We start from the raw sequence: 20791 nt of genomic DNA, 5'->3' as shown, positions 1-20791 counted from the left end.
GATTATGGATGCGTGCGGGTTGATTGCAGTTTGCACCAGCCAGAATGGCGCGCATGCGCACTGAGTGAGGGGCGTTAAAGGTCGTACCGGGCGGTGATCGGGTGGTGGCCGGTCATGCGAAGATTGAAAATTACTGAAGGATAACCGCCGCAGGATGTGCGGCGGATGGTGCGGATCACTCGTCTTTGAGCAGAGCGTAGGGATTAAAGCGAATCACTTCCTGACCGAGCCAGTCATTGACGCCCTTCATGGCTTCCATCACGGGCAACATTTCGTTAATGGCGAAGACGCGCGCGGCCTTCTCAACATCACCTAGCGAACCGTTGCCTTCCGGCATTGCGCCCATCAGTTGCGGCGGGATGCGATGAGCGTCGCGTAAATCGTTGCGCGTTGCTGATTTGATGTTAAGAAACTCATCCTTTGCCGATATCTGGCTGAACGGCAACAGTTGCACGCCGTCTTTGCCGCCGCCCGGTGCGTGGATCAGCACGTTTTTGAAGGAGCCTTTACCTCTGGCCTGCGACAGCGTCTTCTGCACCACCTTTATGCTTTCCTGATCCACCTTCTCCGAACCGACATAGAGAATACATCCGGCGTGAGAGCCGTTGTCATAGTAGAGTTTGCGGAACCTGTCGGCAGAATGGGACAGGCTGGCGGACAGCAGCGCCCCCATGTATTCAGGCATACCATAGATTTCCTGATGAATATCCGGGTTCATGATGTGGCAGATCTGCCCCGTCTTAAACTCGTATTCATCTTTCCACTGCCGGATAAACCAGTAAGTATCAAGGTCACTCCCCCGCCGTGTGTTCAGGGCCGGAACATGCTGGAGTTTGAGCGGTGCGCCCAGGAGGTTAGAGCGACGTTCAAGGTAGGCATTGCCGAAGACAAACCAGTCCAGCGCAAAAGCAGAGAAGGCCTGACGTGAGAGTAATGGGTGAGGGATATAACACCCGGTCAGCACATTGCGTTTGAAGTAAAGCGCCGACTGATGCAGCGGGGATTGTGCGAACGCACGGATTAACCCCTTCCAGTCTATTGGTGTTTCGTAGTACCGTCCGTTATCGACGCAGCACATGCTGTCCAGCAGATCGTAGCCGTCTGTCACTGAATATGGCCCGTCAAACGTGAAGGCGCTGAGCGCCGGATCGCTTCTGAGCGCGTCAGAGATATCAGGCTGTCCGGCACTGCCGCTGCTGGCAGTGTGTTTGTTTTTGTAGGTGCGCTTCTTCATCAGAACTCCATAGCAAACCCGCCGCTGCCACTCTCCTGGCCCAGCGGTTCGTTAATAATGGCGAGCATAGTCGCCCAGGCTAAATCCCCGTGGCTGACGCCGCGCGAGCGGTCAGTGTCATAGGTGATGAATCCGCCCGGCGTCTTTACCTTGCGAACAGAGTTAAAGGCGTTTATCAGGGCGCGCTCGCTGCGGTCATATTCCCATCGCCCTGCGCGGATCAGCTGTAGCATTTTCAGCACCAGGGCGCGCTTTGACGTCATTGACATGGTGTAGGGCATCGCCATCGGGAAAAACTTCTTCACTATCTGGTAAACGGCTTCACCATTACCGCCCGTCACGTCGATGCCGACATGCTGAACGTTGTATTTGAAGGTGAAGTTTTCGATAACTTTCGCCTGCTCTTCAAATTCAAGGCCGCGCACCTGTTCCGTTTCCACCGTGCGGAATTTACCGCCCGGCACCAGTGGCGGAACCACAACGCAAATCGCGCCGCTGTCACCGTTGCCGCTGCTGCCGTTGGCGTCATAGCCTATCCAGACCGGGCGATTACCCATCGGCCTGGACGCGAAAGGCTTCCAGTCCGGCCATTCGTCATAACCATCTGCTCCGCAGCCAATCAGTGCGTTAAGGTTGAAGGCTGACTCGCCATCGCGAACGAACTCGCACATGTACAGGTTGCGGAATTCATCCTCACTGTTTTCATCCTGGATCTCTTCAAGGTCGGTGTATTCCCAGCCGTTTTCTATCACATCCTTCAGGGTGACAATCTGGCGCCAGGTTTTATCCGGGCATAACAAGCCACTGTTCAGCGTTTTCCAGCCCACATCAAACGCTTTGCGCTGTGCCTTCGGGCGTTTCTCATTCCAGCGATCGCCCGTCCAGAACGGGTAGGCCTCATGGGTCTCGCCTGACGGCGTGGAAAAGTAGGTACGCGTCAGCCCCTTCAGCGTTGCCATCGCACCTGCAACCTTTCGCAGATTGGTGAAGTTGCTGACCCAGAAGAATTCGTCAAACTTCAGGTTGCCCGTATAGGACTGCGCCGTCGCCGCAGACGTGCCGAGGAAATGCAGCTCTGCGCCGTTACTCAGTACAATTTTGTCGCCCCCCTTAAGCTCAACATCTACCTCTTCGGCAACTCTCTGAATGAATCCCCTGAACTGGTGAGCCTGGCGGCGGGATGCAGACAGAAATATCTGGTTGCGCTGGTACGGGTATTTCACATCATCACGCAACGCATCAAGTAACGCCTCGCGGGCAAAGTACCAGGTTGCGCCAATCTGGCGGGACTTCAGTATCATGCGGTTTCGGTGGTGGCGTTGCTCATACCAGCCACGTTGATGCCACGACAGCGAATCCAGTATTTTCTCCCGCAGCGCGACGATCTGTTCTTCGGTGAAGTGATTTTTCTGCTTGCGCTTGCGCGGCTTTTTGCCCGCTCCAGTCTCTGCCTGGTGTCCGTCAGACAACTTTTTCAGTTGCCGGGTAAGCAGATCAATCTCTTTGAAGTCTCCCCCTGTCTTGTCTTTCTTGTCCGTCAGTTGGATGAGGCGGGCATCCATAGACTGGCTGACGCGCTGGACGGGCGGCGTTTCATCCCATTCATCGCGTTTTTTCCATGAATAAATTGTGTTCTGATTAATTCCCATCAGACGCGCGATCTCCGCTGGCGGGTAGCCCTGCCAGTAAAGTTGTTTTGCTCTCTGACGTACAAAAGCGTCCTGTATCATCTGCCCTCCACCGTTGATGTGGTGAAGATTACCCCGCGCGCGATCCCCCTATCGCCCACTTTAAGGTCTCGCCTTCCTCCGACAACAAAACCTCGTTGAGACAGCAAGTTACGCTCTGCCATCATGACCGTACAGAAACCACTCAACAGGATTATCGACATGGCTAGCGCAGCTAAACCAGCCCGTAAGAAATTCCGCGTTGCTGTCTCTGGTGCAACCGTTGACGGGCGTGAGATTCGCCCTGAGCACCTTCGTGATGCAGCAGCAAACTACAGCCCGGACGTGTACGGCGCACGCGTCAACGTGGAGCACTATCTTTCGCCGTTCCCCGGCAGTGATTTCGGCGCAATGGGGGATGTGACGGCGCTGAGTGCTGAAGATATCAGCGAAGGCCCGCTCGCCGGACGCACCGCGCTTTACGCCGAGATTGAACCTTCTGAGCGCATGAAGAAGCTGACGGAAGAAGGTAAGAAAATTTACTCCAGCATTGAGCTGCACCCGCAGTTTGCGCTTAACGGCAAGGCTTATGTCATGGGGCTGGCAATGACCGATACCCCGGCGAGCCTCGGCACCGAGCGTCTGAAGTTTGCCGCGCAGCAGCGTCAGCAGGTTATGTCCTTCAACAATCAGCAGGGTGAAGCCCCGCTGTTCACCGATGCCATTGAGGCAGAAATCATCGAACTGGCTGAGCAGCGCAGCGATGAGGGTAAACAGTGGTTCGCGCGCGTCATGGGGATTATCGGCAAAGGCCGTAAATCTGACGGTGAGCAATTCAGCCAGGTGCGTGACGCCGTGGAGAACGTCGCCCAGTCCCATGCCGTTCTGCTGGACAGCTTCAACGACCTAAGCCGCGCCCGCGAGCAGGACAGCCAGGCCATTCAGAAGCTGACCTCCGACCTTGCCGCGCTGACCAGCAAGCTGGGAAGCACAGACGGCAATTTCAGCCAGCGGGCACCCGCGAGCGGTGGCGCTAACGCGCAACTGGCTGATTACTGATATTCACAAAGAGAGCAGAGAACATGGATAACAATACCCGCCAGCTATTTGATCAGTACATCGCCCGGCAGGCACAGCTCAACGGCGTATCAACCGCCGCCGTTGCTGCAAAATTTGCCGTAGATCCGACGCGTCAGCAGCGCCTTGAGCAGGCCGCACAGCAGGATGATTCCTTCCTGAGCAAAATTAACGTTTTTGGCGTCAACCAGCAGATCGGTCAGAAAGTCCTGATCGGCAGCAAAGGCCCGATGGCTGGCGTAAACAACAGTGTTACCAGTCGTCGCAACCCTGGCTCAAATCATTCAATGGAGCCGTTCGATTACATGTGCCGCAAGGTCAACTATGACTACGGCATCAGCTATGAACAGCTTGATGCGTGGGCGCACATGCCGGAGTTCCAGCCGCTGATCAGTAAGGCGATGGCCCGCCAGATGTCGCTTGACCGCATCATGATTGGCTTTAACGGCGTGAAGTACAGCGACCCGTCTGACCGTGCCGCTAACCCGCTGTTGCAGGACTGTGGCATTGGCTGGCTGGAAAAAATCCGCCAGGAAGCGCCGCACCGCGTCATTTCCAATGTGACGATCACCTCGCGCGATGAAGATAACAAGATTGTTGCAAAAGGCACCTACGGCAACATTGGCGCTGCGGTGTACGACGCCAAAAACAGCCTGATGGATGAATGGCACAAACGTAACCCGGATAACGTGGTGATTCTGGCGGGCGACCTGCTGACGAGCAGCAATTTCTCGGCCATCAACGCCTTAAGCCAGACCAACCCGAATACCGAAATGCTGGCCGGTCAGCTTATTGTCGCGCAGGAGCGCGTAGGCAATATGCCGACCTTTATCGCGCCTTACTTCCCGGTAAATGGCGTGCTGATCACGCCGTTCAAAAACCTGTCGGTGTACTACCAGCGTGGCGGTCTGCGCCGGACGATCAAAGAAGAGCCGGAATACAACCGTGTCGCAACGTATCAGTCGTCAAACGATGACTTCGTCATTGAAGACTACGGCAATGTTGCGTTCATTGACGGCATTCAGTTCGCCCAGGCCGAACCGGCAGGCGAGTGACAGAAGCGGCGGGGCATTGCCCCGCCATGACGGGGAGAAGTGACGATGTTAACACCGGCACAACGACATTTTCAGAAGGTCATGGCAGAGCGCCGGGGCCAGGCGGATGAAGAATCCGATATCCAGCGCACCGCGCATGAGCAAATTCTGCATCGCCTGCGTATGGACTTGTCCCGCCTCAGCGGCGTGCAGTCCGAAGAAACCAAAGCCGAAATGAAGAAATCCATGCTGCCTGAATACGAGGGATGGATTGAAGGCACGCTCGACGGCGACAGCGGGCGGCAGGATGAAGTCATTACCAGGCTAATGGTCTGGGCGATTGACTGTCATGACTATGCGCTTGCGTTGAGGCTGGGGCGCTACGTGGTACGCCACGGGCTGACGCTGCCGGATAACTTCAACCGCACGGCAGCGACCTTCCTGACTGAAGAAATGAGCAAGCCACTGTTGACGCTCGCGGCTGCTGATGCCGACGCTGATTTGTCGTCCGGTATCGCAGTGCTTGACGAAGTGGCGGGAATTGTCGCCGACAGTGATATGCCGGATGTGGTGCGCGCCAAGTTGTGCAAGGCCCGTGCACTTGCCCGCCGTGGTGCGACTGATATCACGACCAAAGCTGAGGCGCTGGCGCTGTTCCGTGAGGCGCTGACGCGAAATCCTAATGCCGGGGTGAAAAAAGAGATCGCCACGCTTGCCCGTGAAGTTAAGAAGCTGTCTGCGGACGACGGCACGGGTGAAGGCGATACGGCCAGCACCGACAAAACTGACGGTACTGCAGAGCCTGTTCCTGAAAAGATCGCCACCGCCAGCGCAGCAGGTAACGCGCCAACGCGCAAAACCACGACTAAGACGGTGACAGGCAAAGCGACCAAGCGCAAACCTGCCAGCCAGAAAAAGAATTAACGACTTCGGCCCCGTCCGACAGGCGGCGCGGGTGGATATCTGCCCGTATACGGTCTTTTAAGCACCCGCCCACCGCCTGATTTATGGGAGATAAGTGCATGAGCAGCCTTGTGGCAAATAAGCGCGTGTTGCCTGCCGACAGTGATACCCCCGATGTTGATGATGGTGATACCACCGTCAGTGCCGGGGACTTCTGGCCGGTGATTAAACTGGCCGATCTCCGTCTGGCCGCGCGTATAACTGGCGGTATCACTACGTCCAGGCTGATGCACGTCACCACGGAAGCGGTAGCCCATGTTACCGCGCAGTTGCTGGACTGGCGCGCCGGTCAGCTCAAAGCAGGTTTTCACACGCTGGAAGATGTGCCCTCCGTCCTGCCGTCAGGTGAGATGGAAAAGCTGGTTATCAACGGTGAAAACGTGAAGGTGTACCGCTTCCGGCGTGCGGTTTATTCGATTGCCAGGGCGCTGGTACTTGAAGGTTATCGCGATGTTGATACCACGGCGAAAGGCGAAAAAGACGCCGCCGCGCTTGACCTGCAACGGGATGATCTCTGGCGGGATGCCCGCTGGAGTATCGCCGACATTCGCGACACGCCGCGCCTCTATGCGGAGCTTTGCTGATGAAAGTGAAGGCATTGCAGGGGGATACGGTGGATTTGCTTTGCTGGCGTCACTACGGCACCACGCAGGGCGTGACCGAAAAAGTGTTATCTGCCAATCCAGGACTGAGCCAGCAGGTTTTTCTTAATGCCGGTCAGGAGATTGAGCTACCGGAAATCGCGCGTAAAGCGACACAGGAGATTGTGCAGTTATGGGATTAAGTTTCTTTCACCGCCTGAATGACTGGCTGACATTCACCATGTCAGCAATGGTCACGAGTATCGGCGTTATGACACTGAGCGAAAAGATTGCGCTGGCCGGTCTTCTCGTCGGGATGGTTTTTGGTGCCCGTGGATGGCTCTATCGCGCCCGCATCGAACGGGGGCAGAAGCGTCGCAACGAACTGATTAACCAGATCCTTAAGCAGGCAGAACACAGGCAGATGAGTGAGTCAGAGCGCCGGGCGCTCGGCCTTCTGCAACAGAATGAGCCGGAAGATGAAACAGCTTATTAAAAAATGCTCCATTGCGGCCATTGTTGCCCTGGGTATCACGCTAAGTCCTGGCGCGCTGCGCACAACGCCTGAAGGTCAGCAGAAGATTGCTGGCTGGGAAGACTGCCGGAATACGCCCTACTACTGCACGGCTGGCGTGCTGACAGTTGGAATTGGTTCGACCGGACGTGTTGAAAAGCGTGAGTACAGCGACAGCGAGATCGCCGGTCGCTGGATTAACGATATGCGGCACGCTGAAAACTGCATTAACCAGAATTTTGAAGGCGCGCATATGCCGCAGTCTGCCTTTGAGGCCATGACAGATGCAGGTCTTAATGTTGGGTGTACTGGACTGATGTGGTTCACGGACGGCCAGAAGCGAAAGCAGCGCACGACCATCTGGAAGAAGGCGCAGGCGCATGAATGGCAGGCGATGTGTAACCGGCTGACAGACTTTGTGAACAGCGGCGGTAAACGTAGCCAGGGACTGGTTAACCGTAGAACTGATTTTAAGGCGTGGTGCCTGCGTGACGTGGAAGCTGGAAAGTGAAGATTACAGTCATTTTATGCGCGCTGCTGGCGCTGGCCTCTGGTGGCTTGCTCTGGCAGACACATCAGCGCGGTAAAGACTCCGTCCGCAATGAAGTGCTTTCCCGCGAGGTGAAGAGTAATGGTGAGGTGGTTGGAGAGCTGCGGGCACTGACTGCTGACGCCCGCGAAGTCCTTGCACAGTTGCGGGCAACCGAACAGCAAAGAAACGCCCAGGGAGAAAAGCGACGTGAAAACATGCGCGATGCCATCAAAGACAATACGTGTGCCAACACTGTTGTGCCTGCTTCTGTCAGTAACAGCCTGCAACACCGTACCGCCGCAGCCGCAAATGAAAATCGTGCACGAGCCGGTACCGGAAAGCCTGACGGCAGCAACGCCAGCGCCGGAACTGACCGCCCCGGTAACGTGGGGGGCGATAGCCATCTGGAGTGATCGCCTGCGCGATGCGCTGGATACCTGCAACGCCGATAAGGCGGCGATAGCCGATCTCGATCTGCGCCGCCTGAAAAGACTGACTGACCACGCGAGGGCAACACCATGACCTTATTCGACTACCTGAGCGCTCACCATTACTGGACGCTTATTTATCTGCTGATCATTGCGGGCGCGATTGAACGTTTCGGGCGTTAAGAAGGTATCACCATGCTGAAAGCTGACTCACTACGCGAGACCCTGACCCGCGCTAACAAATGGTGCAGGGCCAACCCTGAAGCCTTCACCGTATTTGTGGAAGAAGGGAATATCGAGACGACCGGCGAAACACCATCGTTTATGTACCGCTATACCCTGGTGCTGTTTGTGATGAATTTTGCCGGTGATATTGATGATTTCATGTTGCCGTTAATGGCATGGCTCTGGCACAACCAGCCCGATCTGCTACTGAACCCGGAGAAGAACCGAGACATTAAGTTTACGACCCTTATCAACAATGACGATACCGCCGACATTCTTTTTGAAATGCCGCTGCGCGAGCGTGTGAAGGTCACTCTGGATACAAACGGTATTCCCCGGGCGGAGCATTTGCCGGAACCTAAACCACGTATCCCGTCAGCGGACGGAGACTGGAGCGCCATCTTTGAGGATGTGACGTGGGAGGCTGACGCGCATGAGTAACGATCTCTTCCGTGAGCTGGATCAGGTATTCAGCGACATACTCGCGGGCACCTCGCAGGCCGGACGTGTTCGCACTGCCCGCGCTATTGGCCAGGCACTGCGAAAGAGCCAGCAACAGCGCATCAAAGCACAGCAAAACCCTGAAGGCTCGACATATCCTGCCCGCCGTCGCCGGGTGTTGCGCTCTCAACAAGGTATTGTTTTTGTCTGGCAGGGTGAGATCCGCCGCCTGAAAAACTGGCACGGTGGCCGGGGAAAATACGGGCGAACCATTACCGGCTTTGACGAAGAGCGCAACGATATTCGCACGTTTTACCGCAGCGATATTGAGCGTTACATCGAGATCAATACGCGCTCAGTGCGCCGCAGCACTGCGAAGAAGGTGCCGATGTTTCAGAGGTTGCGCAGTTATCGCTTTCTCAAAATGCGCGCTGATGCTGGCGGTACTTCCGTGGGTTATGACGGCGTGACCGCGCGCATTGCGCGTGTGCACCAGTACGGCCAGCGCGATCAGGTCGGGCCGGGTGCTTTTGCTAAATATCCGGTGCGAGAGCTGCTGGGCGTTACCGCTGGCGATGAGCGGATGATTACGGAGCAGGTGGTTAACATCCTGGGGAGTGCCGCACGATGAGCGCTGAACTGATCCGCCTGCTGGAAAATATCCTCCGCGTCGGCGTCGTTATTGACGTTGATGAAGAGAGCTGGCGCGTGCGCGTGCAAAGCGGCGAACTTCAGACCGACTGGCTGCGCTGGACCACCACGCGCGCCGGGGCATTCAGTATCTGGGTGCCGCCTTCCGTGGGTGAGCAGGTCTGGCTGGGCTGTATCGGTGGCAACCCTGAAACGGCGGTCATTATCGGCAGTCTCTACAGCAGTGACCACCCTGCGCCGGGCAGCAGCCTGAAAGAGATTGTGCTGACAGCACCAGACGGTGCCTCTTTCCGCTATGACGCAGAGGCCAGCGCGCTGGAAGCGCAGGGCATGAAGACAGCACATATCAAAGCCTCTGCCAGCGTCACGCTTGAAACACCAATAGTAGATTGCACCAACCATCTGAAAGCGCGGACGTTCGAACTGTCGGAGGGTGGCACGATGAAGGGCAATGTTACCCATTCTGGCGGATCGCTATCGTCTAACGGGGTAACGGTTCATTCGCACGTGCATGGTGGTGTGCAGGGTGGCAGCAGCAACACAGGGGGGCCGAAATGACAGTCCGCTATACCGGGATGAACCCGGACGGCACGGGCCAGCTTACCGATACAGATCAGCTGTGGAATTCAGTACGCGACATACTGACCACGCCGCTGGCAAGCCGGGTTATGCGGAGGGACTACGGCAGCATGATCCCCGATCTGCTGGATGAACCACAGAACGAAGTGACGCGCCTTCAATGTATGAGTGCGGCAGTGATCGCCCTGACGATGTGGGAGCCGCGTATTGCCCTGAACGGCATCAATATCAGTTATTCAAAGGATGGCGCTGTTACCGCTGAACTGGTCGGTATTATCACCGAAACCATGCAGACGGCAGGCAGTGCGCTAACGCTCAGGAGTGGCAGCAATGGCAACAGTTGATTTATCGCAGCTACCGCAGCCGCAAATTATCGAAGTGCTGGACTTTGAAGTCATTCTCAGCGAGGTCAAAGCCGTCATGCTGGCGGCATTCCCGCAGGAACAGCAGGCTTCTGTTGCCGCCGCGCTGGAGCTGGAATCCGAACCGCTGAACGTGATCGCCCAGGTAGTTGCTTACCGTGAAATGATGCTCAGGCAGCGGATTAATGACGGTGCGGCGGCGTGTATGTTGAGCCATGCCGTATCGTCCGATCTTGATAATCTCGCGGGCAACCTGAACACCGAACGCCTGATCATAACCCCGGAGACGGCAACCACTGACGCGGTAACAGAAAGTGATACCGCACTGCGTCTGCGCGCGCAGGCTGCGTTTGAAGGGCTAAGCGTGGCGGGGCCAACCGGTGCATATGAATATTTTGCCAAAAGTGCCAGCGGCAAAGTGGCGGACGCCAAAGCGATCAGCCCGTCGCCTGCTGTGGTGGTGGTCTCTGTGCTGTCTACCGAAGGTGACGGCACTGCCAGTGCGGAACTGCTGGCGACGGTGGATAAAGCGCTGTCTGCTGACGATAAGCGCCCCGTTGCCGATCGTCTGACCGTTCAGGCAGCAGAGATAGTGAATTATCAGATCAATGCGATGCTGTATTTCTATCCCGGCCCGGAGTCTGAACCAATCCATACCGCCGCGCAGGACGCGCTTCAGTCCTGGCTGAATCAGCAGGGCAAGATTGGCCGTGACGTTGCCCGCTCAGCCATTATGGCGGCGCTGCATGTTCAGGGCGTGCAGAGGGTGGAGCTGCTGGAGCCTGCCAGCGATATTGTGATCGCCGATACGCAGGCAGCGCGGTGCGAGTCCTTCGCGATAGAAACCGGGGGCACTGATGAATAAGAACATGCTGCCGCCTTCGGCCAGCGGTTTTATGCGCAATACAGAGAAGGTGACGGAGCGACTTACCGATATTCCTGTTGATCTGCGCAAGCTGTGGAACCCGGACGAATGCCCCGCTGATCTTCTGCCTTATCTCGCCTGGGCGCTGTCAGTTGACCGCTGGGATAAGAACTGGTCAGAACAGACCAAGCGGCAGGTGATTAAAGCCTCCTGGCTGGTTCACCGTCAGAAGGGCACTATTTCCGCTTTGCGTCGCGTCGTTGAACCGTTCGGCTTTCTGCTTCGCGTGATCGAGTGGTGGCAGAGCGGCGAAGAACCGGGAACATTCAAGCTCGAAATCGGTATTCAGGAGCAGGGGATTACGGAGGAAACCTACCTTGAGCTTGAGCGCCTTATTGACGATGCCAAGCCGAGAAGCCGCCACCTTACTGGCCTTTCTCTTTCGCTTCAGTCGCAGGGGTATATCGAAGCCGGGGCGGGATGTTATATCGGCGATACGCTGACCGTTTACCCCTATTTTCCTGAAACCATATCCGTGGGCGGTGGTGACTACACCGGCGCGGCAGTCCATTTAATTGATACCGTGGAGATCTCAAGTGGCGACTAAATATTTTGCCCTGTTAACCAATATCGGGGCGGCAAAACTGGCAAACGCCACGGCATTGGGTGCGAAGGTTGAGATCACCCAGATGGCCGTAGGTGATGGCAATGGTGCGCTACCGACACCGAACCCGGCACAAACCGCGCTGACGCATGAGCTGCGCCGCGCGCAACTTAACATGCTTACTATCGACCCGGTAAATACCAATCAGATCATTGCGGAACAGGTCATACCGGAAGACGTGGGCGGATGGTGGATCCGTGAAATCGGCCTGTTTGATAAAGACGGCGATATGATTGCAGTTGCCAACTGCGCGGAGACCTATAAACCGCAGTTGCAGGAAGGCAGCGGGCGCGTGCAGGTCATTCGCGTGATCCTGATCGTCAGCAGTACCGAGGCGGTAACGCTGAAAATCGATCCGTCCGTGGTACTGGCAACCCGTAAATATGTCGATGATGCCGTCATTGAAGTTAAGTCATATGTGGATCAACAGCTGGCGGCGCATATTGCCGCGGCTGATCCGCATACGCAGTATTTGCTGGAATCAGATTTTGATAAATTTTTCCCGGCAGGTTTTCCGCTTCCGTGGCCGCAGGCAACACCGCCAGCGGGTTTTCTCAAGTGCAATGGCGCAGCTTTTGACAAGGCAAAATACCCCAAACTGGCTATTGCATATCCATCAGGTAGTCTGCCTGATTTGCGCGGCGTGTTTATTCGCGGCTGGGACGATGGGCGGGGGCTGGATAGTGGCCGCGCTATTCTGTCGTATGCTGCTGATAAGTTGAGGAAGCACACTCATGCATTATTGTTTGGTAATGGAGACGGGGGCGAAACTCCTGCTGTTCATGAATCTTACCGTAAGAGTTCAGCGACTGTTTATTTAGCATATTCGGGGAGCAGTGGCGTGTATTTATCCGACGAGGGCCAGAACGAAACCGCACCATGTAACACCGCGTTTAACTACATCGTGAGGGCTGCATAATGGCGAAGGCAAAACTGAATAGCGAACTTATTGCCACTGTGGCGGGTGATATTATCGTGTTTAATTATGATGGTGAGACGCGGGAATACCTGTCTACATCCGTGGAATATCTGGCTGTTGGCGTTGGCCTGCCAGCCAACTCCTGCACTGACGAGCCAGGAAAAAGCAAAGAAGATTTCACCATTTGCCGGACAGCAGACTTTACCGCCTGGGAATACGTCGCCGATCACCGTGGTGAAACGGTGTACAGCACTGAAACAGGGGAATCGGTGATTGTTTCTTTGCCCGGTGATTACCCGGAGGGCACAACCACTCTGGCACCGTCCACGCCTTACGATACGTGGGACGGTAGCGAGTGGGTGACGGATAACGAAGCACAGCACAAGGCAGATGTGGAGGCAGCAGAACAACAGAAAGCTGCGTTACTTGCAGAGGCGCAAACGAAGATCAGCCTGTGGCAGACGGAATTACAGTTAGGCATTATCAGCGATGAAGATAAAGCCAGCCTGATCGCCTGGATGAACTACATCAAGGCAGTGCAGGCTGTGGATACGTCGAAAGCGCCGGAAATTACCTGGCCGGTTAAGCCGGAATAAGTTTGCATACCGGCAAGTACTGCCGGTTCTAACCGTGCTGGCCATTTGTATCGAGTACAGTCATTTTTAACGGTGCTGTAGCACAGTCAGTTATGGCGGTGTGTTCCGGAAGATGAAGCGGGCAAATGCCCGCTTTAGTTTTATGTGGATGCTGTCAGAGCAGGCCAGACAGCGTACTACTGGCAGAGTTGTAGGCGGACGTGGCTTTATCCTTCAAGCCAGCAAGTAAATCGCCAACAGACGACGCTTGCAGGCGCTCTCGTAAATCTTCATCACAGCGCTGAAAGCTGATCGAAAACTCAATTTTTTTTGCCTTTCCGTAGCGGTCAAATTCCGTATGCGTGGCCTGTAGCCCGGTCAGCACATACATCCCGTAAATCTGCCCCGCACCACTGATTAAAGGCCACGGACGTCCGGTGTATGCCTGCGTTGCCAGAACGGTAAGAGACACGTCACCGCCCGTAATTTCAGGGTAGAGCACACCATCCAGGTTAATCTGCGTCTCCCCCGCGCCGATGTACTGCCATTTTGCCGATCGGTTAATGCGATCATTCTTCACATGACGCCAGTTCAGCGAGTGGCGCAGCTGCTGGTAAGGTAGTGTCTTCAGTTCGAAAACGAACATCCCGTATATCATCATCATAATGTTGCCTCCCCTTAATCTCTGTCTTTGAAGCTGCCGCGATTAAGCCGTTCACGGCGGGCCAGTTCGGCATTTACTTGATCGGCAACAATCCGGCCAATTTCGCGCGCGTCCTGCCGGTCAACGCCGTGCAGGTGTACGTTGATTTCCCCCGTAAAGCCGCCAGCGGCAACCGGTATATTGCTGGCGCTGCGGCTAACTGGCTGAAGTTCCGCCTGTTTGACTGGAAGCGATGCCGCCACCACTGCGGGGCGTTCACTTAACCGGCCTGCCGTGGTGGTGGCAAGTTGTGGTTCCTTCCACCCCTCCCCTACCGCTGCGGGACGCGCACTTAATCGGCCCACCGAGGGGGTGGTGGCAAGTTGTGGTTCCTTCCATTCCTCCCCCCCTACTGCGGGATGCGCACTTACCCGACCTGCCGTGGTAGTGCTGGCAAGTTGTGCCGCCTTCCATTCCTCACCCATTACCACGGGAAGCGTACTTACCCGGCTTGCCGTGGTAGTGTTAGCAGGTTGTGGCTCCTTCCACTCCTCCCCCACTTTTGCGGGACGTTCACTTAACCGACCTACCCTAGTGGTGCTGGCAAGCTGCGACTCCTTCCATTCCCCACGAACGGCCAGCGCACGCGGCAGGTTTTTAAACACGATATCGCCGGGGCCGATCTTCTTCGTGTTGTCGGCTGTCGCTTTGGTGTTGCTGTCGATACTCTGCAACCGGCGCATAGTGCCATTATCGCCGGTCAGCGGTGAAGTGGTGTGCGGTGCTCCGGGGGGAACGTTATTAACCTCAACTTTTTTCGGTGCAACTTTAGCTATATCCCCCTGAAGAAGGGAAATTTTGTCCTGAAGAACGGCCATGCGCTGCGCGTCTTCGATTTTCTTCCTGGCTTTTTCCGCCTCATCAGGAAGAACACCGAGCTTTTCAAGGATCCATGCCAGTGTATCCAGCAGCATTTTGGCAGGTGCAAGAACAAGCTGGAGCGCGCCACCAAGAACGTTGCCGAACACCTCCCCGGCGCTGGCGCATTTATCCAGCGTTTCCTTGCTGGATTCCATCGAGGAAAGCAGAGATTTGAACCAGTTAAAGACCTGGCTAACAGCGCTGCCTATCGCGTCAAAGGTGGGGCTGAATTGCGCGAAGGTCTCGCGTAATGGCGCTAGCCTTTCCATGATGCCGGTGAATACGCCAGCAAAAAATGCTTTAAGAGGTTCCCAATACCGCCAGATAAGCACGCCAGCTGCAATAAACGCCGCCACTATCAGACCAATGGGGCTAAACAGCAGTGACAGCGCTGTACCAAGCACAGATACCGCGGTAGTGATCATGCCCCATATTGCTGGCAATCCGGTCAGTCGAAGGGCGAACATTCCGATGTTTTTAGTCAGCGCGCCCAGCGCAGCGCCAGGTGCAAGAAATGCCCCCATAAGTGCGCCGCGCATCGCAGGGATGATGGTCGATAATCCCCGCATTTTCCCTGCTAACGAGCCGAGAACTGGCCCCCATCCGCGCACGCCAGCCATTGCCGGTCCGGAAGCCGTTCCGAGTGTTCGCAGAGCTGCAATCGTTCCGGTTATGCCTCTGCCTCCTGTCAGCAGGGTAAAACCTAACTGGAGTTTAGCCAGCGGCCCCATCAACAGGCCGATAGCCAGCGATGTGCCGCCAATGGCCGCGGTCAGCGCCAGAACACTGCCGCCGACAACCAGCAGGGATTGGGCGAGCATCGGATTTTCCTTCGCCCATTGCGTCATATTCCCCACAACGTCGCTAAGACCTTGCGTCAGGCCGCGAAGCTGATTGTTGACGAGATCGTTAATCTGGATGCGGAAGCCTTCCCAGGCGCTGTCCAGATTTTTAAGATCGCCGTCAAGGTTATCCGCCATTATTTTGGCGGCTTTCTGTGCCTCACCTTTGGCATTTTTCAGTTCACCAAGTAGCCTCTGAAGTTCGCCACTACCTGCGGACATAACCAGAGCCTGGAATGATTTTGACGCTTCTTCACCGGCAATATCTTTGAAGAATGAGAGCTTATCGGTATCGCCGTATTTGCTGATCTTTTTATAGAGGTCTGTGAGAACTACTTCAGCAGGGCGCATTTTCCCCGTTGCATCAGCGACCTGTACGCCCAATTCTTTAAGGGCATCTTTCGCCCTGCCGGTTGGTGCGGCAAGGCGTGAAAATGTAGCCTGTAAACCAGTACCGGCGATACTTCCGCGCAAACCCACGTTCGCCATCACGCCGATCATGGCCGTTGTCTGTTCGACGCTGACGCCAAGGTTGGAAAGACCTGTACCAGCGTACTTCATTGCTTCACCGATATTTTGCAGATCGGTGTTGGTACGGGTGAATGCGCCAGTTAATACGTCACTGACGCGATCCATTTCTTTAGGATCGAGGCGGAACTGAGACAGGATATTTGAGCTGATATCGGCGCTTTCACCTAAATCCATACCACCGGCCAGCGCCATATTGAGCACGCCAGGCAGTGCGGCCTGAATGGCCTGCGGAGTGAAACCGGCCATAGCGAGGAATGCCTGGCCGCTGGCGGCGTCAGTCGTGGTGAACTGAGTTTCAGCACCCAGCTTTTTGGCCTGATCGCGGAGTGCCGAAAAGTCTGCTGAGCTTTTATCTATGCGGGTAAGCGCCTGTACGCGGGACATTTCACGGTCAAACCCAACGGCAGGGGATAAAAAGCGCCCTGCTGCATAACCAGCAGCAGTGGCCCCGGCAACGGCCATCGTGCCACCGCCGCGAAGTTTGCCAGCCGTTTGCTGCATCTGGTCGTAGCGCGCACGTGCCTGCGTGACAGCGGCAAGCTGTCGCCGCTCTCGCTCAAGCGTCTGGTTGTACTGTTCGGTTCGGCGTATGGCGCTCTGAATGGTGCGATCGCTGCCGACCAGTGAAACGCCGTGGCTGCGCAGCGCCTGTGAGGCGGCGCGCAGCTTAATCATTTCCTGCGTACGTGCAGAGTTAAGGCGCTCCAGCTTTGCGGCCAGCGCTGCCATATGTGCTTTTTGCTTGTCTGTAAGCTGTGTGCCTTCCCGCTGTGCCTGATTCAGCCCTTCGAGAGTCCGGCTGGCGTCGTCGATTTTGCGGGAGGTCTTTTGTACGCTGTCACGCAGACGGTTGAACGTGCGTGACTGACTGTCCAGATCTTTAATGCGGGACTGCGTTTTTTTGAGGGATTCAGACAAACCGCCCGCACTCTGGCGGGCGGCATTGACCGGGCGGGTAAGTTTATCGATCGCGCTGAACGCGACGCGGATATTAAGGCTTTTCACTGTCACTGGCTCCACTTCGGACAGCCGCCCGCTCACGCCAGGCTATGACTTCGCCCAGTTCCATCGTGAAGACTTCAGAGGGCGGCCAGTTGAAAACAACCGCGATATCAGCAACCAGATCGTCGATCAGGTCGAACCGCAGGAGTGTTACTGATTCTCCGTCTCCGCCTCGCTCGATGCTCCAGACCCCGCAGGTGTCAAAAAAGGGACGAGCGCTTCTGAAAGGCTGACGAAATCGCGGGTATCCATTTCGTTAATTTCGGTCTGTTTGAGGCGCGGTGACGTGACGCGGGTCAGCAGCACCGCCACAGAATCAACATCCATATTCATCACGTTGACAAGCTTCAGCCCACGGAGGGAACCAGCCTGTTTGATCTCATCCGTGATCGTTACCTGAGTAATTCTCTCATCGCCGCGAACAACGGGTTTTGCCAGCGTAATCGCGTTATCGTTTTTTTTGCTCATTGTTGAATGCTCCGGGCGGCACGGCTGTGCCGCCACTTATCAGGTTAATCAGTTACCCATTCCCAGCGCAGACGTGATGCGGTCAGGGTAGATATTCTTGCCGTCTTTCTTGTAGATGAAGTTCAGCAGATCAAACTCAAACAGCGGCTTATCGTCGATAGTGAGCTTGTAATAGGTGTTCTTCATCGTGTAACTGACGGAGGTGTCTTCTCCCTGCTTGCTTTCGCCGCCGTCCATTTCGGTGATCCGGCCGCGCAGTTCGACCTCTACCAGCAGGCTTTCACCATCGGTGTAATACTCACCGGCGAAGCGGAAGCGGGTCTCGTCGATATCGCCGCAGTAGTTCAGCAGAAGCGACTGAACCAGACCACCAACCACCATCGTGGTGTCCAGCGCGCCACTGTCCAGACCGAGATCCACCGCAGCGGAGCCAATCATCCCGCCGCCCTGAAAATCTTCAGTTTTACGGGTCAGTTTTGGCAGCGTCACGGAAGAGACTTTGCCGATGCAGTTGCTGCCGTTCACAAAGCAGGTGAACAGGCGCAGTTTGTGAGGAACCGCCATTTATGCACCTCCCAGGGAAGAAAACGCCGATTCGAAATACTCGTCCGTGAAGGTCTGGTAGAGCGTCAGATCTTCCATTGGCGGAACCGGTGTATATTTATAGCGAATGCGTACCTGACCCTGACGGAGACCGGTTGTCGGGTTATCCAGGATATCAAACCAGCATTCAGCACCAATTAGCCGCCCCTGCGTCACCAGCGAATTGAGTTTGCCGCTGATGCCGCTGACCACGTCCTTGACGTTGGCCGGGGTTAGCGGTTCGTCCACTGATTCAAATTGCGCCTCAGCGATACTGTCAGCCAGAATCTGTGCCGTACGGGTGTAAACCTCAAAGATATAGTCTTTGGTGTCCGTAACGCGGTTGCCCCAGAACCGGAAACCGTTACGCTTGATGAGCGTCGTGATCTCCTTGTTGTTCAGTTCGTTCCCGTCGCTGTCTTCGGCCTGAAGCGACCAAAAAACATCCTGCGAAATACCCAGCACGTTGCTTACCGATACATTGGAAAGCGATTTATGCCAGCCCTGATTGTTGTCAATCAGCGCACGCAGGCCGCAGGCATACGCAGGGGCCGGGAAGGTTTCGTTTTCTCCTGTCTGCGGGTTGTATGCGATGAAATCTGGCCAGATAAGCATTAGCTCGCGATAGGCGAAGGTCGCACGATATGCGGTGGCTTCAGCCATCGTTTTGCATCCATAGCAACTGGCGTAAACAAACGCGCGCAGGTTTTGTGCAATGACGCACAGCGCGGAGGTCACTTCTTCCGTGTCGTAGCCCGGCACGGCCAGAATGCGCGGACGATAACCCACCTTCTGCTCGGCAGTAAGAAACGCGTACATGCCGGTATAGCTGCCGTCTTCTGCCGTGCCACCCATGATGAGCTGCGACTGCGTTTTACCGCCTTCCTCTTCCGTGGCTGCTGCCACGCGCACAACGATAACCTTCGGACTGGTCTGGTCAGCGATGGCTTTGAGTGTTTTGTACAGGGAGCCGGTTTTACCCGCCTTACCCAGCACGTTGTTAACCCGCGTCAGCAACACGGGGGTGTTCAGGGGAAAGGTTTCCGCGTCGGCATCATCCGCTACGGCAACGACCCCAATGACACTTGATTCAATGTCATTGATGGCCGTCACCAGGTCGGTATTCTCCCGGACGCGTACACCGTGGAAACGTGTCTCTGACATGTTAGCCACCATTACGTTATTGAGTTCGCAGTGATAATCCCTCATGTCTGAATGTCACTCACGCTATTGCGGGTCTGGCCGGACGGCGACAACAAAAACCGATTTGGCCTCTCCCGCGCGCGTGGGATCCTTCGCCGGAAGAAGGGGGAAAGCATGGCACTTACAGACCTGACAAAATCACTTAACGACGCCGTAAGCAGTTATAACGATTCACTGACCGAGGCGGTAAAAAGTCCGGGATTCAGCATAACGATGGGCGGCAAGGTACGGACGCAGCTTGACGAGCGGATCATGTCGTTGTCACTGACGGACAATCGGGGTTTTGATGCCGATCAGCTTTCCATTTCTGTTGATGATAGTGACGGTATGGTTGCTCTGCCTCCGCGTGGCGCTGAGCTTGCGGTATCAATTGGCTGGCTGGGTGAGCCGCTGATTTACAAGGGACTGTACACGGTTGATGAGGTATCCCATGAAGGGCCGGGTGATATCATTGGTATTACTGCCCGCAGCGCTGATTTTCGTGAAGAGTTCAACGTAAAGCGCGAAGTCTCATGGCATGACGTGACCGTTGAGCGCGTTGTATCGGCCATTGCGCACCGCTACGGTCTGAAAGCGCAGATCAGTGAAATGCTCATGGATATTGAGATTGATCACGCTGACCAGACGCAGGAAAGCGATATGTCATTCCTTACCCGCATGGCGGAAATGCTGGGCGCAATAGCCACCGTAAAGAACAGCAGTCTGCTGTTTATCCTGCCGGGTGGCGGTGTAACCGCTGACGGGAAGGCAATACCCTCTGCCAGCATTGACCGCACGAGTGGGGACCGTCACCGCTTTCGTATTGCCGATCGGGATGCGTATACCGGCGTCAGGGCTTACTGGCTGGATCTCAATTTTGGCAAAAAGAAAAAGGTCAGCGTTAAGCGTCGCAAGCCTGCAAAGCCCAAAAAAGAGAAGAGCAGCAGCCGCGAGGGTGATTACATGGAGGGAGCAGACGGTAACGTTTATGTGCTGCGAAAAACTTACCAGAATGAAGAAGCGGCAAAACGTGCAGCTGCGGCAAAATGGCAACAGCTTCAGCGTGGCGCGGCAGAGTTCTCGATCACCCTGGCGCGTGGCCGCGCTGAGCTTTATCCCGAAATGCACGTCACAGTTAGCGGTTTTAAGGATGAAATAGACAATCAGGACTGGATCATTGCGCGTGCTGAGCACGTCATAGACGACAGCGGCTTTACCACCCGGCTGGAGCTGGAAGCGAAAATACCTGACTGGATAGCGGAAACTGAATAAAATGAAATGGAGTTCAACTCCCACAGGGGAGCCATCA

Annotated in this window: 25 protein-coding genes and 2 pseudogenes; 18 read left to right on the top strand and 9 right to left on the bottom strand. The window is 55.6% G+C overall.

The window, feature by feature from the left end; all coding sequences use genetic code 11:
• Nucleotides 1–175: 175 nt before the first annotated feature.
• Nucleotides 176–1234 (bottom strand): phage portal protein, encoded by a 1059-nt coding sequence (locus tag IM294_RS08255; RefSeq protein WP_058678864.1) that lies wholly within the window; start codon nucleotides 1232–1234, stop codon nucleotides 176–178.
• The gene (locus IM294_RS08250; protein ID WP_193360335.1) at nucleotides 1234–2964 is read right to left on the bottom strand and encodes a terminase large subunit domain-containing protein; all 1731 of its coding nucleotides are present in this window, start codon (nucleotides 2962–2964) and stop codon (nucleotides 1234–1236) included. Before IM294_RS08250 ends, IM294_RS08255 begins: the two co-directional genes overlap by 1 nt.
• A 159-nt stretch (nucleotides 2965–3123) precedes the next feature.
• On the opposite strand from IM294_RS08250, the gene IM294_RS08245 reads away from it, so the two are divergent.
• The 17 genes from IM294_RS08245 to IM294_RS08165 all read left to right on the top strand — a co-directional run bounded on the left by IM294_RS08245 (nucleotide 3124) and on the right by IM294_RS08165 (nucleotide 13332).
• Nucleotides 3124–3960, top strand: a complete 837-nt coding sequence (locus IM294_RS08245; protein WP_069733249.1) for a GPO family capsid scaffolding protein — start codon at nucleotides 3124–3126, stop codon at nucleotides 3958–3960.
• 23 nt (nucleotides 3961–3983) lie between these two features.
• Nucleotides 3984–5033 carry a phage major capsid protein, P2 family gene (locus tag IM294_RS08240; protein ID WP_058651655.1) on the top strand — a complete coding sequence of 350 codons (1050 nt, stop codon included), beginning with the start codon at nucleotides 3984–3986 and terminating at the stop codon, nucleotides 5031–5033.
• Nucleotides 5034–5078: 45 nt separating this feature from the next.
• Nucleotides 5079–5936: a phage terminase small subunit gene (gene gpM / locus IM294_RS08235; RefSeq protein ID WP_193360334.1), complete on the top strand. Its 858-nt coding sequence runs from the start codon at nucleotides 5079–5081 to the stop codon at nucleotides 5934–5936.
• Between the two features lie 98 nt (nucleotides 5937–6034).
• On the top strand, nucleotides 6035–6559 hold the full coding sequence (locus tag IM294_RS08230; RefSeq protein ID WP_058678860.1) for a head completion/stabilization protein: 525 nt from the start codon (nucleotides 6035–6037) through the stop codon (nucleotides 6557–6559).
• Nucleotides 6559–6759 (top strand): tail protein X, encoded by a 201-nt coding sequence (locus IM294_RS08225; protein ID WP_193360333.1) that lies wholly within the window; start codon nucleotides 6559–6561, stop codon nucleotides 6757–6759. The genes IM294_RS08230 and IM294_RS08225 overlap by 1 nt, the downstream gene beginning before the upstream one ends.
• A complete protein-coding gene (locus IM294_RS08220; RefSeq protein WP_193360332.1) occupies nucleotides 6750–7052 on the top strand; it encodes a phage tail protein in 303 nt (100 codons plus the stop codon). The genes IM294_RS08225 and IM294_RS08220 overlap by 10 nt, the downstream gene beginning before the upstream one ends.
• Nucleotides 7036–7581: a lysozyme gene (locus IM294_RS08215; RefSeq protein ID WP_058678857.1), complete on the top strand. Its 546-nt coding sequence runs from the start codon at nucleotides 7036–7038 to the stop codon at nucleotides 7579–7581. The genes IM294_RS08220 and IM294_RS08215 overlap by 17 nt, the downstream gene beginning before the upstream one ends.
• Nucleotides 7578–8015, top strand: a complete 438-nt coding sequence (locus IM294_RS08210; protein WP_193360331.1) for a DUF2570 domain-containing protein — start codon at nucleotides 7578–7580, stop codon at nucleotides 8013–8015. The genes IM294_RS08215 and IM294_RS08210 overlap by 4 nt, the downstream gene beginning before the upstream one ends.
• Nucleotides 7912–8124 carry a peptidase gene (locus IM294_RS08205; protein WP_072189927.1) on the top strand — a complete coding sequence of 71 codons (213 nt, stop codon included), beginning with the start codon at nucleotides 7912–7914 and terminating at the stop codon, nucleotides 8122–8124. Before IM294_RS08210 ends, IM294_RS08205 begins: the two co-directional genes overlap by 104 nt.
• Nucleotides 8125–8225: 101 nt before the next feature.
• A complete protein-coding gene (locus tag IM294_RS08200; RefSeq protein WP_058678855.1) occupies nucleotides 8226–8696 on the top strand; it encodes a phage tail protein in 471 nt (156 codons plus the stop codon).
• Complete coding sequence (locus IM294_RS08195; RefSeq protein ID WP_193360330.1) at nucleotides 8689–9327, top strand: phage virion morphogenesis protein; 639 nt, start codon at nucleotides 8689–8691, stop codon at nucleotides 9325–9327. The genes IM294_RS08200 and IM294_RS08195 overlap by 8 nt, the downstream gene beginning before the upstream one ends.
• Entirely contained in the window at nucleotides 9324–9905 is a 582-nt protein-coding gene (locus IM294_RS08190; protein WP_193360329.1) for a phage baseplate assembly protein V, read from the top strand. Before IM294_RS08195 ends, IM294_RS08190 begins: the two co-directional genes overlap by 4 nt.
• Nucleotides 9902–10270, top strand: a complete 369-nt coding sequence (locus IM294_RS08185) for a GPW/gp25 family protein (RefSeq protein WP_021312601.1) — start codon at nucleotides 9902–9904, stop codon at nucleotides 10268–10270. Before IM294_RS08190 ends, IM294_RS08185 begins: the two co-directional genes overlap by 4 nt.
• Complete coding sequence (locus IM294_RS08180; protein ID WP_069733256.1) at nucleotides 10257–11153, top strand: baseplate J/gp47 family protein; 897 nt, start codon at nucleotides 10257–10259, stop codon at nucleotides 11151–11153. The genes IM294_RS08185 and IM294_RS08180 overlap by 14 nt, the downstream gene beginning before the upstream one ends.
• The gene (locus IM294_RS08175) at nucleotides 11146–11760 is read left to right on the top strand and encodes a phage tail protein I (RefSeq protein WP_193360328.1); all 615 of its coding nucleotides are present in this window, start codon (nucleotides 11146–11148) and stop codon (nucleotides 11758–11760) included. The genes IM294_RS08180 and IM294_RS08175 overlap by 8 nt, the downstream gene beginning before the upstream one ends.
• Entirely contained in the window at nucleotides 11750–12736 is a 987-nt protein-coding gene (locus IM294_RS08170; RefSeq protein ID WP_193360327.1) for a phage tail protein, read from the top strand. The genes IM294_RS08175 and IM294_RS08170 overlap by 11 nt, the downstream gene beginning before the upstream one ends.
• The gene (locus IM294_RS08165; protein WP_193360326.1) at nucleotides 12736–13332 is read left to right on the top strand and encodes a tail fiber assembly protein; all 597 of its coding nucleotides are present in this window, start codon (nucleotides 12736–12738) and stop codon (nucleotides 13330–13332) included. Before IM294_RS08170 ends, IM294_RS08165 begins: the two co-directional genes overlap by 1 nt.
• Nucleotides 13333–13486: 154 nt before the next feature.
• On the opposite strand, the gene IM294_RS08160 is transcribed toward IM294_RS08165, so the two are convergent.
• The 7 genes and pseudogenes from IM294_RS08160 to IM294_RS08130 all read right to left on the bottom strand — a co-directional run bounded on the left by IM294_RS08160 (nucleotide 13487) and on the right by IM294_RS08130 (nucleotide 19464).
• The gene (locus IM294_RS08160; protein ID WP_069733260.1) at nucleotides 13487–13975 is read right to left on the bottom strand and encodes a phage tail protein; all 489 of its coding nucleotides are present in this window, start codon (nucleotides 13973–13975) and stop codon (nucleotides 13487–13489) included.
• 101 nt (nucleotides 13976–14076) lie between these two features.
• Nucleotides 14077–15345, bottom strand: a pseudogene (locus IM294_RS22245) (hypothetical protein); the annotation flags it as partial.
• A gap of 213 nt (nucleotides 15346–15558) precedes the next feature.
• A pseudogene (locus IM294_RS22240) lies at nucleotides 15559–17253 on the bottom strand (phage tail tape measure protein); the annotation flags it as partial.
• Complete coding sequence (locus tag IM294_RS08145; RefSeq protein ID WP_032424037.1) at nucleotides 17240–17395, bottom strand: GpE family phage tail protein; 156 nt, start codon at nucleotides 17393–17395, stop codon at nucleotides 17240–17242. The gene IM294_RS08145 and the pseudogene IM294_RS22240, both read right to left, overlap by 14 nt.
• Before the next feature lie 5 nt (nucleotides 17396–17400).
• The gene (locus IM294_RS08140; protein WP_193360325.1) at nucleotides 17401–17718 is read right to left on the bottom strand and encodes a phage tail assembly protein; all 318 of its coding nucleotides are present in this window, start codon (nucleotides 17716–17718) and stop codon (nucleotides 17401–17403) included.
• A 48-nt stretch (nucleotides 17719–17766) separates the two neighbouring features.
• On the bottom strand, nucleotides 17767–18282 hold the full coding sequence (locus IM294_RS08135) for a phage major tail tube protein (RefSeq protein WP_006117904.1): 516 nt from the start codon (nucleotides 18280–18282) through the stop codon (nucleotides 17767–17769).
• Nucleotides 18283–19464, bottom strand: a complete 1182-nt coding sequence (locus IM294_RS08130; RefSeq protein ID WP_193360324.1) for a phage tail sheath family protein — start codon at nucleotides 19462–19464, stop codon at nucleotides 18283–18285. It abuts the gene before it with no gap.
• Nucleotides 19465–19617: 153 nt separating this feature from the next.
• Between IM294_RS08130 and IM294_RS08125 the strand changes: the two genes are divergently transcribed.
• Nucleotides 19618–20754, top strand: a complete 1137-nt coding sequence (locus IM294_RS08125) for a phage late control D family protein (RefSeq protein ID WP_193360323.1) — start codon at nucleotides 19618–19620, stop codon at nucleotides 20752–20754.
• The last annotated feature ends 37 nt before the right edge of the window (nucleotides 20755–20791 follow it).

This window comes from Enterobacter cloacae complex sp. P43RS (genome assembly GCF_014930585.1).
In the GTDB taxonomy this organism is placed as follows: Bacteria; Pseudomonadota; Gammaproteobacteria; order Enterobacterales; family Enterobacteriaceae; genus Enterobacter; species Enterobacter bugandensis.
The sequence above is the reverse complement of the archived record's forward strand: the minus strand, read 5'-3'. Positions and strand labels throughout refer to the sequence as shown.